Origin of the sequence: Streptococcus minor DSM 17118 (assembly GCF_000377005.1) — a bacterium.
Lineage (GTDB): Bacteria > Bacillota > Bacilli > Lactobacillales > Streptococcaceae > Streptococcus > Streptococcus minor.
Map to the genome: position 1 here is coordinate 186,829 of NZ_AQYB01000032.1, position 13,471 is coordinate 200,299.

Here is a 13,471-nt window from a genome sequence, read left to right on the forward strand (position 1 = left end):
AAAACGCCATCCCTTCATAAAAGAGATGGCGGATAGGAGTGAGCTATTTTTCAGGAACTGTAAATAGTTTTTGGTAGACTTCATTTGGATCTTTAAGGGTTGTTACAATATTTAAGTCTAAGACATGTTTAAAACCATTGAGGCGACCTTGCGAGGTGTATTGGTGTAGGTCATAGTCCAAGTCGGTTTTGGGAGCAGCATTGTAGTAACCGGAGTCTGTGCCGTAGGTAGGAATCCAAACGGAATCAAAGTTATCAGTAGAGATACTGTGTTCTTCCATAAAATAGGTTCCGATATAGATTCCGATATTTTCAGCTCCTAGACTGGCTAGTTTAGCTCGGAAAGCTTCGACACCAGCGTTCATATCCTCCATGGTTTTTTCTTCCACATCAAGCCAGTAGAAGGTAGGTTTGTACTTGTAAGCGGCTTTATAAAAGCTAATCGCTTCTTGTTCCATAGATTGGATGCTGTTGCCAGTAACGTAGGCATAGACCGCAACGGGGACACCTCTGGCTTGAAATTCCTTGATATGTGTCTTGTAGGATTTGTCCAGACCATTTGCATCCGAAGCGTTATTATCCTTGGTTGTATGAGAACCGCTTTGAACGCGGACAATGACACCAGAGATGTTTTGAGATAAGGTATCATAGTCTATTTCAGAAGGCAACTGCCAACCAGAGACATCGATGATAGGTTTCATCTCAAGAGCATTGGTAATATGATAAGGTCCAGATGCGACCGTAGATGAAGGTGTAGTGGAGACACTATTTACTGTGTTGGATGGATTTGTGCTCTCTTTTCTTCCCTCTTCAGCTAGACTCCTTGTAAACAAAATCAAACTAATAAACAAGAAGAAAAAAGCAAAAACAAATATAGATTTTAATTTCTTTCTCATTTTTTTTATTTTAACTTAATTAGTGATAAAAATCAAAAGAAATGTACGCAGGTCTGTCTTGACAGGGATAGGGGAATGGGGTAGAGTAGTAGGTAAGAGAGCGTGGAAGGTTGGGAAGATGTCAGCAAAAAAAGTGAGTCAAGTGGCTGTGTTGGCGGCTCTTTGCATCGTTTTACGTCTAGTCTTTGCTCCGTTTCCAAATATCAAGCCTGTGACGGCTTTCTTTTTAGTCAGTCTTCTTTATCTAGATTTCTGGGATGCTTTTTTGGTGATGGCTATGACCATGCTTGGCTCTAGTCTACTCTTTGGATTTAGTTTGGTGGTGGCTTGGCAAATTACCAGTTTTGGGATTCTCATGCTGGCTTGGCGATATCTTGTCATACCCTTGACCAAGGACCTTTCTCACCGCATTGGGATACATAGTATTCTGGCTGGGCTAATTACGATGACATACGGTTTTTGGATAAGCATTCCAGTTGCTGTTCAATTCGGCATGAATCTCTATCTTTATTGGTTAAATGGACTCTTTTTTGATTTGCTCCATGCGCTCTCAACTAGTTTTTTTTATCCTGTCATTTATTTATTACTAAGGAGGTTTTACCATCATGAAAAAAATAATTTTAGGTCTTGCTAGCATTATCAGTCTCTTTGTCTTAGCAGCTTGTCAATCCAATCCGCAAACTAAAGTTGAAACAGACCTGGTGTCCAAGGCTACTTTGATAGTTGATTTTGGAGATAAGGTGGATAGCAAGGAAATCGTTTTTGAAAACGATGACAGTGTGATGGATATTCTGGAAGACCACTTTGAGGTGGAAGAAGAGTCAGGCATGGTCCTGGCTATCAATGGTGTCAGTCAAGATGCTTCGAAAAATACTTATTGGATGTATGATGTCAATGATGAGTTGGCTCCAAAAGGTGCAGAAGAAATGACCATTTCTCATGGAGACACAGTCCGTTTTTATTTAGAAACCTTTGAGTAAGCAAGAAGAGGATGAAAGATGCCTCTTCTTTTTACTGTCAATTTGGAATTGTACTGACCAGGCATCCAGATGTGAAATTTTATGGTATAATAGTAAAAATATTCCAGCTAGGAATGTGATTTTGCAGTGACTGGTCTTAATCAGTCACTTTTTAGAAAATGGTACATAGGAGAAAAAATGAAAATTGCGAAAAGGCATTTTTTGAATTATTCCATTCTCATACCCTACCTGATGTTGTCGATTATCGGTCTAATTGTCGTTTATTCGACAACGTCCGCTTACCAAATCCAGCAAGGTGGGGGTCCGATGCGTTTGGTCATCAACCAGTCCCTTTTTTGGTTGGTTAGTTTGGTAGGGATTTTCATTATCTATCGGATGCGATTGAGCTTTTTACGAAAAAGTTCTGTCGTTAACATTGTGATTGTTGTTGAAATCTTACTGTTAATTGCTTCTCGTTTCTTTGAACCAGTCAATGGTGCCCATGGATGGATTCGCTTTGCTGGTTTTAGCATGCAGCCAGCAGAGTACCTGAAACTCATTATTATCTGGTTTTTAGCTCATAAATTTGACAAGATTCAATCTGAAATTGGAACGTATGACTACCAGGCATTGACAAAAGGAAGTTGGGTTCCTAACCGTCTCAATGACTGGCGGGTTGTTAGCCTGTTGTTCTTGGGGTTAGTGGTCACACTCCCTGATCTGGGAAATGCAACCATCATTACCCTAATTATCATCATCATGTTATCTGTCAGTGGGGTTGGTCACCGTTGGTTCTCAACAGCCCTGATGGGGATTACAGTTGGTGCGACGGTTCTACTTGGCTCAATTTGGGTTATGGGTGTAGATGTGGTTGCCAAGATTCCAGTTTTTGGCTATATTGCTAAACGTTTTGCGGCCTTCTTCAATCCTTTTGAAGATGCGACCAATGCGGGCTTGCAGCTTTCCAATTCCTATTATGCAATGAGCAATGGTGGTTGGTTGGGACGTGGTTTGGGTAATTCTATTGAAAAGAAAGGCTATTTGCCGGAGGCTCATACGGATTTTGCCTTTTCCATTGTCATTGAGGAGCTTGGTTTGGTTGGAGCTAGTCTGATTTTAGCCATCCTATTCTTTATGATTTTGCGGATTATCGTAGTTGGTATTCGAGCTAGAGATCCTTTCAATGCTATGATGGCTTTGGGGATTGCAGGGATGTTATTGGTACAAACCTTTGTCAATATCGGTGGGATTTCAGGCCTGATTCCTGCGACAGGTGTAACATTCCCTTTCTTATCTCAAGGTGGAAGCAGTCTCCTAATTATTTCCATTGGAGTAGCCTTTGTGCTCAATATCGATGCCCACGAGCGTCGCTTATTGCTAGAAGAAGAAATCGAACAAACACTTTATTAACCTTACTCTGATGTGCGAAAGGAAAAGGTAAGCAAATGTCTATTCAAAAACTTGAAAACTATAACAATAAAAGTGCTATCCAAGAAGAAGTGGCAATTCTAACCGATACGCTAAGAGATGTGGCAAAGCAGCTGATTTCGGAGGAAACCTTTGAAAAAATTGTTGCTTTGGCTGATCTGTCAACAGAGGATAATTATCAGGAGCTACTACAGATTATCGGCACCATGACCAACGATGAATTGGCTGTTATTTCTCGTTATTTCGCTGTCCTTCCCTTGCTCATCAATATTTCTGAAGATGTGGATCTGGCCTACGAAATCAACTACAAGAATAATGCCAACGAAGATTATCTGGGCAAATTGTCTACAACCATTGAGTTAGTGGCTGACCGAGATGACGCCGCTGAAATACTAGAACATCTGAATGTTGTTCCCGTTTTGACAGCCCATCCGACACAAGTCCAGCGCCAATCCATGCTGGAGTTGACTCATAAGATTCACAATCTTCTGCGTCGTTACCGAGATGTTCGCTTAGGGCTAATGAACCGTGACAAGTGGCTGGATGAGTTGCGTTGCTATGTAGAAATCATCATGCAGACCGAGATGATTCGAGAGAAGAAACTCAAGGTTAGTAACGAAATTACCAATGTCATGAACTATTATGAGAGTTCTTTTATCAAGGCTGTCACTAAATTGCAGACTGAGTATAAACGCCTAGCTGCGCAAAAAGGGATACACCTGCAGCACCCGCACCCGATTACCATGGGAATGTGGATTGGTGGAGACCGCGATGGAAATCCATTTGTAACTGCTGAGACTTTGAAACTGTCTGCCCTGACCCAAGCTGAAGTCATCATGAACTACTATGATGAAAAGCTACATAGCCTTTATAGAACATTCTCTCTGTCCACTACTATCGTCAATGTTAGTACAGAAGTGGAAGTTATGGCTAGTTTATCTGAGGATAGTTCCGTTTATCGTGAGCGAGAGCCATATCGCCGTGCCTTTCATTATATCAAGATGAAGCTCAACAATACCAAGGACTTCTTGATTGAGGATAAAAAAGTTGAGCCTCGTTATGCCAATGTTCAGGAATTTAAGAAAGATCTACAAGCGATTAAGACCTCTCTGGAAGAGAATAAAGCTATTGCTTTGATAAAAGGTGAGTTCAATGAGCTCTTAGAAGCAATCGAGGCCTTTGGATTTTATCTAGCCAGCATTGATATGCGTCAGGATTCTAGTATTCATGAAGCTAGTGTGGCAGAACTACTAGCTTCGGCTCGTGTAGTAGACGATTACAGCAATCTCTCAGAAGAGGCTAAATGTTATGTCCTACTTAAGGTCTTGGAGGAAGATCCCCGTATTCTGTCTGCCACTCATGTTCCAAAATCAGAGCAGCTCCAAAAGGAATTGGCTATTTTCCAAGCGGCGCGTGAATTGAAAGATAAATTGGGCGAGGAGGTCATCAAGCAGCACATTATCTCCCACTCAGAAAGTGTATCGGATTTGCTTGAGTTGGCTGTTCTCCTTAAAGAAGTTGGTTTAGTTGATACTGAAAAAGCCCGTGTACAGATTGTCCCTCTCTTTGAAACGATTGAGGATTTGGACAATGCTTCTGACATCATGCGTCAGTATTTGAACCTAGATTTGGCCAAGAAATGGATTGCTGGTAATCGCAATTACCAAGAAATCATGTTGGGCTATTCGGATTCTAATAAGGATGGAGGCTATCTATCATCTGGTTGGACACTTTATAAGGCTCAAAATGAATTGACTAAAATTGGGGACGAATCCGGTGTCAAAATCACCTTCTTCCATGGTCGCGGTGGAACTGTTGGCCGCGGTGGCGGTCCATCCTATGATGCCATCACATCGCAACCTTTTGGTTCCATAAAAGATCGTATCCGCCTGACTGAGCAAGGTGAGGTTATCGGAAATAAGTATGGCAATGTTGATGCTGCATACTACAATCTGGAAATGCTCGTTTCTGCCACTTTGGATCGTATGGTAACCCAGATGATTGCTGATCCAGAAGAAATTATTCACTATCGGGCAACCATGGATGAAATTGTATCGGATAGTTATAACATCTACCGTGATTTGGTCTTTAAAAACCCGCATTTCTATGACTATTTCTTCGCAGCTAGTCCGATTCGAGAAGTCTCTAGTCTCAATATCGGCTCTCGTCCAGCAGCTCGGAAGACCATCACAGAGATTTCTGGTCTGCGTGCGATTCCATGGGTCTTCTCTTGGTCACAAAATCGTATTATGCTACCAGGTTGGTACGGAGTGGGTTCTAGCTTCAAACGTTTTATCGACCAAGCACCAGGTAATCTGGAACAGTTACAAAAGATGTACGAAACTTGGCCGTTCTTTCGCTCCCTCCTATCCAATGTGGATATGGTTCTTTCCAAATCCAACATGAATATTGCCTTTGAATATGCCAAGATGGTAGAAGACGATGATGTTCGTGATGTTTTCAATGTGATTTTAGATGAATGGCAGTTGACTAAGAATGTCATCTTGCAGATTGAAAAACAGGAAGAACTCCTGGCAGAATTACCTTCCCTCAAAGCCAGCCTGAACTATCGCCTGCCTTATTTCAACGTTCTCAACTATATCCAAATTGAGCTCATCAATCGCCTGCGAAAGGGTGAGTTGAGTGCGGATCAGGAAAGCCTCATTCATATCACCATCAACGGTATTGCGACAGGACTTCGAAATTCTGGTTAATTTAAAAGTTTAGGAAAAACCTAAACTTTTTTCTTTTTATGTAACCAATTGCAATCTTCATTCGTTATAATAGTGAAAGAAGGAGAGGTGAGGCCATGAAGCTAGACCAATATGAAAAAGAATTGGTCACCATAGCAGAAGAGATCGTTTTCTATCTGATGAAGTCAGGAGTCAGCATGGAAGACAGCCAAGACGTAGTTCAAGATGTCTTGCTCAAGATGCTAGAGAACAACTTCGTCCTCCCTCGTGAAAAAATCAGAGCTTGGATGTATCGGGTGGCCATCCGCAACTACATTGACCTCTATCGAAGGGGAAAAAAGTACCAAGAAATCATACAGTCCTCTTTTTTTCAAGAGGGTCTATCCCACTATGACCAAGCGAGGGGTAGCGAAGTCTACGAACTCATCCAAAAGCTGCCAATTCAGTATCGGCTAGTCTTAGATCTCCATTACTTTCAAGGCTTTTCTGTCAAAGAAATCAGCCACATTCTTAGTTGCTCGCAGAGCAAGGTAAAAATTGACCTCATGCGTGCACGTCATCAATTAAAAGCAATCATAAAGAAAAGAGGATTGACCTATGAAGACCTTATCTGATTTTGAGAAAATTGCTCAAAAAAACAAACGCAAAAGTTGGTTAAAAATTATTTCTATTAGTACAGTGGTAACATTGGCTGCAACGGCTGGTATCTATTTAGGACTGGTTCGGATGGCTGAAAATAATGCAGAAAAGATTCAAAAGCATTACTTACTGCGATCAGAAATTGCCTATCCAAATATTGACTATATTACCTGGGGTTATGAGGCCACCTCCCATTTTTCAGGCAACTTTTACTCCAATCGGGTTAAGGATATCGATGGTATCACTGTACCGTTTGAAAAATACACTGGCAATTACGGAATCATCCTGAGCGACCATCTCAACCAGGATGAAAGATTAAGGTCTGGGGAAGAAGGCCGTTCCCAATACACCTATGGCAACCTGTACAAGGTACCTGTATTTTATAACTTAGGAGAAACAGAAAACGAAGTTAAAAAAGTGACCCAAGACCTAGACTTTATACCGCAGATGACAGGACAAGCGGTAGAAGTGGCCATCACCTTTGACAAGGCTTATACCCTCTCTGAGATTGCTGAACTGGTGCCAGATAACCTTAAATTGAACTGGGTTTGGATTGGTCAAGAAACTGGATTTGATTTTGGGGACAGTCCAGCCAATCAATTCGGCTTTACCAACTATGCAGGTGCCTCACTGACTGCTGAGGAGCAGGCGGCCCTCGAAAAGGAAATTACTGCTGCCCTGGAAAAAGATCCGGATGCAGACTTGTCGTCCATCTATGAGAAGTATGAAAAGGAAAGCCAGGTCTCTGAAGTGACAGCTTTGCAAAACAACTATAGTATCTTCCAGTCCAATCTCCAAAAATACCTAGATGCTGGCTATGGTTTTTCAACAACAATAGGTGAAGATGGAAAGGAATACTCAGCAGAAGATTACCTAAAAGATTACCTTGAAGCCAACGACAATCCAGAAACGGCTAAGTTTGCCGGTGTCATCCTCACTGGCCGTGCAGAAAACTTTGCTCAGTTACAAAATGCAGAGTGGATTTATGCATCTAATATTGGTCAAAGTATCCAGATTCAACCTTATCACAAGCTAGATAAGTAAGAATATAAAGGAAAAGGCACAAAACACTTGCTTTTTCCCAACAATTTGATAGAATAGTAAGGTAAAGTTAGACCGTATTGCCTACTGTCTATCTATAAAATATATTTTATTGGAGGCTTTTACCAAAATGGCAAAAGAAAAATACGATCGTAGTAAACCCCACGTTAACATTGGTACCATTGGACACGTTGACCACGGTAAAACTACTTTGACTGCAGCTATCACAACTGTATTGGCACGTCGCTTGCCTTCATCAGTTAACCAACCAAAAGACTATGCGTCTATCGATGCTGCTCCAGAAGAACGCGAGCGCGGTATCACCATCAACACTGCACACGTTGAGTACGAAACTGAAAAGCGTCACTATGCGCATATCGACGCTCCAGGACACGCGGACTACGTTAAAAACATGATCACTGGTGCTGCCCAAATGGACGGTGCGATCCTTGTAGTAGCTTCAACTGACGGTCCAATGCCACAAACTCGTGAGCACATCCTTCTTTCTCGTCAGGTAGGTGTTAAACACCTTATCGTCTTCATGAACAAAGTTGACTTGGTTGATGATGAAGAGTTGCTTGAATTGGTTGAAATGGAAATCCGTGACCTCTTGTCAGAATATGACTTCCCAGGTGACGATCTTCCAGTTATCCAAGGTTCAGCTCTTAAAGCTCTTGAAGGTGACTCAGCATACGAAGACATCATCATGGAATTGATGAACACTGTTGATGAGTACATTCCAGAACCAGAACGCGACACTGACAAACCACTCCTTCTTCCAGTCGAGGACGTATTCTCAATCACTGGTCGTGGTACTGTAGCATCAGGTCGTATCGATCGTGGTACTGTACGTGTCAACGATGAAATTGAAATCGTTGGTATCAAGGAAGATAAGAAAAAAGCAGTTGTTACCGGTGTTGAAATGTTCCGTAAACAATTGGATGAAGGTCTTGCAGGAGACAACGTTGGTATCCTTCTCCGTGGTGTACAACGTGATGAAATCGAGCGTGGTCAAGTTATTGCGAAACCAGGTTCAATCAACCCACACACTAAATTTAAAGGTGAAGTTTATATCCTTACTAAAGAAGAAGGTGGACGTCACACTCCATTCTTCGACAACTACCGTCCACAGTTCTACTTCCGTACAACTGACGTAACTGGTTCAATCAAATTGCCAGCTGGTACTGAAATGGTAATGCCTGGTGATAACGTAACAATCGACGTTGAATTGATCCACCCAATCGCCGTTGAACAAGGTACAACTTTCTCTATCCGTGAAGGTGGACGTACTGTTGGTTCAGGTATGGTTACTGAAATCGAAGCTTAATTCGATTACGTTCCCAGAAATAACAATTTAAGTCAGACAACTTATAATTGCAATCCACTGTCCTAGGGCGGTGGATTTTTTATGTTGAAAAAAGAAAGGGTATCTCAACAAAGATACCCTTTTCTATCAATGAAATTTGATGTAGCTCAGACTTGAACTCCTCTGTTTAGTTTATTTTAATTTCTCTGGGTGTTCAACATATGTGCGTACAACACTACCGCACTGTTCGCAAATATCATGGCAAATAGGCTGGTTGGGGAAATTCATTGATTTACCAACACCACCATATGTTTTATTTGCTTTGCCAACGACAAAAGTTGTGTTTTCGCAATAAGGACAGATTAATTGAATTTTCATCTTAATTCTCCTTTGTATTGAGTTGAAATATTTCCTCAACATGACATTCGAAAATTTCTGCAATTTTTAGAGCCATTTCGAGAGAGGGGTTATAACGGTTATTTTCTAGGTGAACGATGGTTTCTCGGCGAACACCGACCAGTTGTGCTAGCTCCTGTTGGCTGATTTTTTTCTCCTTCCGTCTTTCCTTGAGGTTGGTGATAATATTAGCCATGTTAGCCACCTCTCTTTTCAAAGAAGAAAAAGGAAAAATCAAAGATAAGGATCATCCCTGCGCCATAGATGAGGAGCATTCCAGCATTTAAAGTAAATGGAACCATAAAAGTAACCATACTCAAAATCAGCAAGCTTATGAGTACTGTTATGAGCGTAAAGGAAGCGGCTCTGGCTAAGTTTGTATAGAAACGGTCGTCTGGTTTTTCATCAACTTTTTTGAAGACAAAGTAGAGGAAGAATACAAAAAGTATCAGAAGACCAATTCCTAAAAACAGGTGTTTGAGCCAGATAGGGTTGGTGTCTGGGGTGATGAACCAAATCCCTTTACAGTAAATCCCCATAGCAGCCATCAAGGTTCCGGTATAGAGTTTTTCAGTCAAACCAAAGTAATACTGTTTGTTTGAGTCTGGCGTTGGAAACTTAGAAAAGAATAAGAAGAGGAGAAGCAAGTAGATGATTAGTCCGATAAAAATGCTATTTTTTATCCAGTCTGGATTGGAAGCAGGAGTGAAAAACCAGATTGCTCCTGTTAGTAAAAGTGAGAGTATAAACCAAGGGTATATTTTATTCATGACGGTTTTCCTTATTGAGATTGAGATTCTTTTGAGCTTGTTTCCGGCAAGCTAGGATGAAGATGATAGCGATAAGGCCAAATGTTCCCAGAATCAGCATGGCCTTTGTTGCAGTAGGTAGAGAGCTGTTGAGGATGTTGAAGGCAATGATTGGAAGAGGTGCCAGACCTGGAATCAGGTAAGCAGGGTGGAAGTTTTGTTGAGATTGACAACTCACTTTTTTAGTCTCGCTTTTCGCAGGGAAACGAAGGAAAGTAAATAGGAAAAAGAGAAGTCCTAGCAGGACAGTCGTAACTCCATAGACAAGATGTTTTATCCAGACTGGGTTTGAATCAGCAGAGCTGAACCAATTGATCAGAAATATTGGGAATAAAATCGCAAATGGAACATGCTTATAGCCTTGAGTTTTCATCAGTAAGACCTTCTTTCTATATATTTGTTAATTATTTATAACCTTTTATGTTATAAATATATCACAAAAAGAAAAAGATATCAAGAGAAATGATATCTTTTTCTAACATTTTGTAAAAACGCTTTCTTCTTGTATAATATAACTAGTAGTAGGAGGTGCTTATCATGAAAAAATCAAGTAGATTTTTCATATTTATCAGTTTTCTATCGTTGTGCATTGCATCAAAGCCTGTTTTTGCGGAGTATAGCTCAACAACTATAGAGAATGGTCAGACAGTGGAGTATACGGAACATCCACCCATATCTACAAGTTTCTATTCTGAGGAAGGCACGTCTAGTGAAGAAGGTATGACAACCCCATCGTTAGAGTCGACTGTAAGCAAAGATGTTGAAAGTGAACCACAGGTCACAGAAGAAGCAGTGAAGGAAAGTGTGTCGTCTAAAACAGCCTCACTCTATCGCCTCTATCATCCAGGGCTACGTGTCCATCTATACACCAAAGATACATATGAATACAATGTGCTTGGTGGTCGCGGTTGGTACCAAGAAGGGGTTTCCTGGAAAACCTCTTTAGCTCAAGGAGAGAAAGTTTATCGTCTATTTCACCCTGGCATGAGGGTCCATCTTTATACTAAGGATCTCCACGAATATACCCTCCTAGGAAATAGAGGATGGCACCAAGAAGGAGAAGCTTTTCGGTCCTATGGGCAAATGCCAATTTACCGTCTTTACCATGCTGGCCTACAACGACACCTTTATACAAGTGATATGCGAGAATACCAGATTTTAGGTGGGAGGGGGTGGCATCAAGAGGGTATAGCTTTCTACGGCATAGGAGAGCCTAGTCAACCTTTACCACCCAATCATGTAAAATTAACAGGAGAGTTGATCATTGAAAATATCAACCAACAAAAAGGGAGTTTTGATATTCGGATATCGGGTATTTCTAGTCCAAAGGGGCTGCATTCTGTCTTACTTCCGGTTTGGTCAGAAGATAAAGGTCAGGATGACCTGATTTGGTATGAAGCAAAGCCAGAGGAAAACGGGACTTACCGCGTCAAGATAGAAGCACGTCATCATCGGTATAGTAGAGGGAACTACCATATTCATCTTTATTATAAAACGCAAGCAGGAGAACTTGTTTTTGTGACAGCTGGCCGACATCGTGTGGACATCCAGCAGTCTCGTGTTGAAGGAAAGGTTAGCATCCAACAGATTAATAGTCAGCGAGGAACGTTTGACGTTCATGTAACAGACCTATTTGTCCCAATGGGGATTCAGAAGGTCTCCATTCCAGTGTGGACGGAGGCTAATGGACAAGATGATATCCGGTGGTATACAGCTACTCGTCAGGCTAATGGTGATTATCAGGCCAGGATTTATATTGCGGATCATCGTTACCAAAAGGGAAGATACCATGTTCATGCTTATATTCAATCTACAAATGGTCAGCAGATAGGAGTCGGGACTCAAAGTTTTGACATGAAATTTGATGGCTTGCAGTATAATGGTCAGTATTATCAAATCCACGGAAAGCATGGATATATTCCCATCATCAATAAAAAACACCCTATCAACGCATCGTACAATCCTGGGGAAAATCCGACTGCCAAAGCTGCATTCAACTCCTTGACCAACCAAATGCGTGCTCTAGGATTTGGAATTTCCTATTCCTATAGTGGCTTTAGGAGTTATTCTACTCAACGTAGTCTTTACTGGAATTATGTTCATCAATATGGGCAAGCAGAAGCGGACAGATTTTCAGCTCGGCCAGGTTACAGTGAGCATCAGTCAGGTCTTGCTTTTGATGTGCTGGGTACAGGTGGTGGACTGCTTTCACAACCACATGCTGTGCACTGGCTAGCCCATCATGCTCATCATTATGGTTTTATTGTTCGCTATCAATCAGGTAAGGAAAGTATTACAGGTTACATGGCTGAGCCGTGGCATATTCGTTACATTGGGCCAGAAGCAACAGATATTTATCAGAGTGGTTTATCTTTAGAAGAATATTTTGGCGTGGCTGGGGGTGGTTACTAATTTCAATTAGAATACGCTTTTATATTTCTTGAAAATATGCTACAATAGAATTTATAAAAATAAATAAAAAAGAGGTATGTGAAATGTCACGTAAACCAATTATTGCCGGTAACTGGAAAATGAATAAGACTGCAGCTGAAGCTCGTGAGTTTGTTGCGGCAGTGAGAGATCAGATTCCTTCATCAGATGTAGTAGAAACTGTTATTGGTTCGCCAGCACTTTTCATTGAAGGTATGAAAAAAGGCGTGGAGGGAACTGACTTGAAGGTTGCAGCGCAGAACTGTTACTTCGAAGATTTTGGTGCTTTCACTGGTGAAAATAGCCCTGCTACTCTCGCAGCTCTTGAAGTGGATTATGTCATCATTGGTCATTCAGAGCGTCGTGACTACTTCCATGAAACAGATGAAGATATCAATAAAAAAGCACATGCTATCTTTAAAAATGGCATGACACCAATCATCTGCTGTGGTGAGTCTCTTGAGACCTATGAAGCTGGTAAAGCAGTTGAATTTGTAGGTGCTCAAGTTTCTGCTGCCTTGAAGGACTTGTCAGCTGAGCAAGTGGCATCATTGGTGATTGCATACGAGCCTATCTGGGCTATCGGTACTGGTAAATCCGCTACTTCAGAAGATGCACAAAACATGTGTAAGGCTGTACGCGATGTAGTAGCTGCAGACTTCGGTCAAGAAGTAGCAGACAAGGTTCGCGTCCAATATGGTGGTTCAGTGAAACCTGAAAATGTTGCTGAGTACATGGCTTGTCCAGATGTGGATGGTGCCCTTGTCGGTGGTGCTTCCCTTGAACCAGCAAGCTTCTTGGCATTGTTGAAGTTCTAATTTATACAATATATGACTGAAAAACTTCTAACTCTAGAGCTAGGAGTTTTTTCGGCG

Annotated in this window: 14 protein-coding genes; 9 read left to right on the forward strand and 5 right to left on the reverse strand. The window is 41.4% G+C overall.

Going from position 1 to position 13,471, the window contains the following annotated elements; genetic code table 11:
• Window positions 1-43: 43 nt before the first annotated feature.
• A complete protein-coding gene (locus F602_RS0106160) occupies window positions 44-895 on the reverse strand; it encodes a glycoside hydrolase family 25 protein (RefSeq protein ID WP_018167090.1) in 852 nt (283 codons plus the stop codon).
• A 118-nt stretch (window positions 896-1,013) separates the two neighbouring features.
• On the opposite strand from F602_RS0106160, the gene F602_RS0106165 reads away from it, so the two are divergent.
• From F602_RS0106165 to tuf, 7 genes are all read left to right on the forward strand, one after another.
• Window positions 1,014-1,529, forward strand: a complete 516-nt coding sequence (locus tag F602_RS0106165; protein WP_018167091.1) for a hypothetical protein — start codon at window positions 1,014-1,016, stop codon at window positions 1,527-1,529.
• Window positions 1,501-1,875: a DUF4430 domain-containing protein gene (locus F602_RS0106170; RefSeq protein WP_018167092.1), complete on the forward strand. Its 375-nt coding sequence runs from the start codon at window positions 1,501-1,503 to the stop codon at window positions 1,873-1,875. Before F602_RS0106165 ends, F602_RS0106170 begins: the two co-directional genes overlap by 29 nt.
• A gap of 177 nt (window positions 1,876-2,052) precedes the next feature.
• A complete protein-coding gene (gene ftsW / locus F602_RS0106175) occupies window positions 2,053-3,264 on the forward strand; it encodes a cell division peptidoglycan polymerase FtsW (RefSeq protein WP_018167093.1) in 1,212 nt (403 codons plus the stop codon).
• Window positions 3,265-3,299: 35 nt separating this feature from the next.
• Entirely contained in the window at window positions 3,300-5,996 is a 2,697-nt protein-coding gene (ppc, locus tag F602_RS0106180) for a phosphoenolpyruvate carboxylase (protein ID WP_018167094.1), read from the forward strand.
• A gap of 95 nt (window positions 5,997-6,091) precedes the next feature.
• Window positions 6,092-6,589, forward strand: coding sequence for an RNA polymerase sigma factor (locus F602_RS0106185; RefSeq protein WP_018167095.1), 498 nt, complete (start codon window positions 6,092-6,094; stop codon window positions 6,587-6,589).
• A complete protein-coding gene (locus tag F602_RS0106190; RefSeq protein WP_018167096.1) occupies window positions 6,573-7,658 on the forward strand; it encodes an anti sigma factor C-terminal domain-containing protein in 1,086 nt (361 codons plus the stop codon). Before F602_RS0106185 ends, F602_RS0106190 begins: the two co-directional genes overlap by 17 nt.
• A gap of 127 nt (window positions 7,659-7,785) precedes the next feature.
• A complete protein-coding gene (gene tuf / locus F602_RS0106195; protein ID WP_018167097.1) occupies window positions 7,786-8,982 on the forward strand; it encodes an elongation factor Tu in 1,197 nt (398 codons plus the stop codon).
• A gap of 171 nt (window positions 8,983-9,153) precedes the next feature.
• On the opposite strand, the gene F602_RS0106200 is transcribed toward tuf, so the two are convergent.
• The 4 genes from F602_RS0106200 to F602_RS0106215 are packed head-to-tail and all read right to left on the reverse strand — an operon-like array spanning window position 9,154 to window position 10,539.
• Window positions 9,154-9,339, reverse strand: coding sequence for a hypothetical protein (locus F602_RS0106200; RefSeq protein ID WP_018167098.1), 186 nt, complete (start codon window positions 9,337-9,339; stop codon window positions 9,154-9,156).
• A gap of 1 nt (window position 9,340) precedes the next feature.
• Complete coding sequence (locus tag F602_RS0106205; protein ID WP_018167099.1) at window positions 9,341-9,553, reverse strand: helix-turn-helix transcriptional regulator; 213 nt, start codon at window positions 9,551-9,553, stop codon at window positions 9,341-9,343.
• Window position 9,554: 1 nt separating this feature from the next.
• The gene (locus F602_RS0106210; RefSeq protein WP_018167100.1) at window positions 9,555-10,127 is read right to left on the reverse strand and encodes a DUF3796 domain-containing protein; all 573 of its coding nucleotides are present in this window, start codon (window positions 10,125-10,127) and stop codon (window positions 9,555-9,557) included.
• Window positions 10,120-10,539 (reverse strand): hypothetical protein, encoded by a 420-nt coding sequence (locus tag F602_RS0106215; RefSeq protein WP_018167101.1) that lies wholly within the window; start codon window positions 10,537-10,539, stop codon window positions 10,120-10,122. Before F602_RS0106215 ends, F602_RS0106210 begins: the two co-directional genes overlap by 8 nt.
• Window positions 10,540-10,703: 164 nt before the next feature.
• Here F602_RS0106215 and F602_RS10615 point away from each other — a divergent pair, with 164 nt between their 5' ends.
• Both F602_RS10615 and tpiA read left to right on the forward strand, forming a co-directional pair.
• Window positions 10,704-12,578, forward strand: coding sequence for a GBS Bsp-like repeat-containing protein (locus F602_RS10615; protein ID WP_018167102.1), 1,875 nt, complete (start codon window positions 10,704-10,706; stop codon window positions 12,576-12,578).
• A gap of 83 nt (window positions 12,579-12,661) precedes the next feature.
• Complete coding sequence (gene tpiA, locus F602_RS0106225; RefSeq protein ID WP_018167103.1) at window positions 12,662-13,414, forward strand: triose-phosphate isomerase; 753 nt, start codon at window positions 12,662-12,664, stop codon at window positions 13,412-13,414.
• Window positions 13,415-13,471: the final 57 nt, after the last annotated feature.

Bases quoted from the DNA above. Each gene is read 5' to 3' on its own strand.
- F602_RS0106200 (WP_018167098.1), bottom strand. From the start codon at position 9,339: ATGAAAATTCAATTAATCTGTCCTTATTGCGAAAACACAACTTTTGTC.
- ftsW (WP_018167093.1), top strand. From the start codon at position 2,053: ATGAAAATTGCGAAAAGGCATTTTTTGAATTATTCCATTCTCATACCC.
- F602_RS10615 (WP_018167102.1), top strand. From the start codon at position 10,704: ATGAAAAAATCAAGTAGATTTTTCATATTTATCAGTTTTCTATCGTTG.
- F602_RS0106215 (WP_018167101.1), bottom strand. From the start codon at position 10,539: ATGAAAACTCAAGGCTATAAGCATGTTCCATTTGCGATTTTATTCCCA.
- ppc (WP_018167094.1), top strand. From the start codon at position 3,300: ATGTCTATTCAAAAACTTGAAAACTATAACAATAAAAGTGCTATCCAA.
- F602_RS0106185 (WP_018167095.1), top strand. From the start codon at position 6,092: ATGAAGCTAGACCAATATGAAAAAGAATTGGTCACCATAGCAGAAGAG.
- F602_RS0106170 (WP_018167092.1), top strand. From the start codon at position 1,501: ATGAAAAAAATAATTTTAGGTCTTGCTAGCATTATCAGTCTCTTTGTC.
- F602_RS0106165 (WP_018167091.1), top strand. From the start codon at position 1,014: ATGTCAGCAAAAAAAGTGAGTCAAGTGGCTGTGTTGGCGGCTCTTTGC.
- F602_RS0106210 (WP_018167100.1), bottom strand. From the start codon at position 10,127: ATGAATAAAATATACCCTTGGTTTATACTCTCACTTTTACTAACAGGA.
- F602_RS0106160 (WP_018167090.1), bottom strand. From the start codon at position 895: ATGAGAAAGAAATTAAAATCTATATTTGTTTTTGCTTTTTTCTTCTTG.
- tpiA (WP_018167103.1), top strand. From the start codon at position 12,662: ATGTCACGTAAACCAATTATTGCCGGTAACTGGAAAATGAATAAGACT.
- tuf (WP_018167097.1), top strand. From the start codon at position 7,786: ATGGCAAAAGAAAAATACGATCGTAGTAAACCCCACGTTAACATTGGT.
- F602_RS0106190 (WP_018167096.1), top strand. From the start codon at position 6,573: ATGAAGACCTTATCTGATTTTGAGAAAATTGCTCAAAAAAACAAACGC.
- F602_RS0106205 (WP_018167099.1), bottom strand. From the start codon at position 9,553: ATGGCTAATATTATCACCAACCTCAAGGAAAGACGGAAGGAGAAAAAA.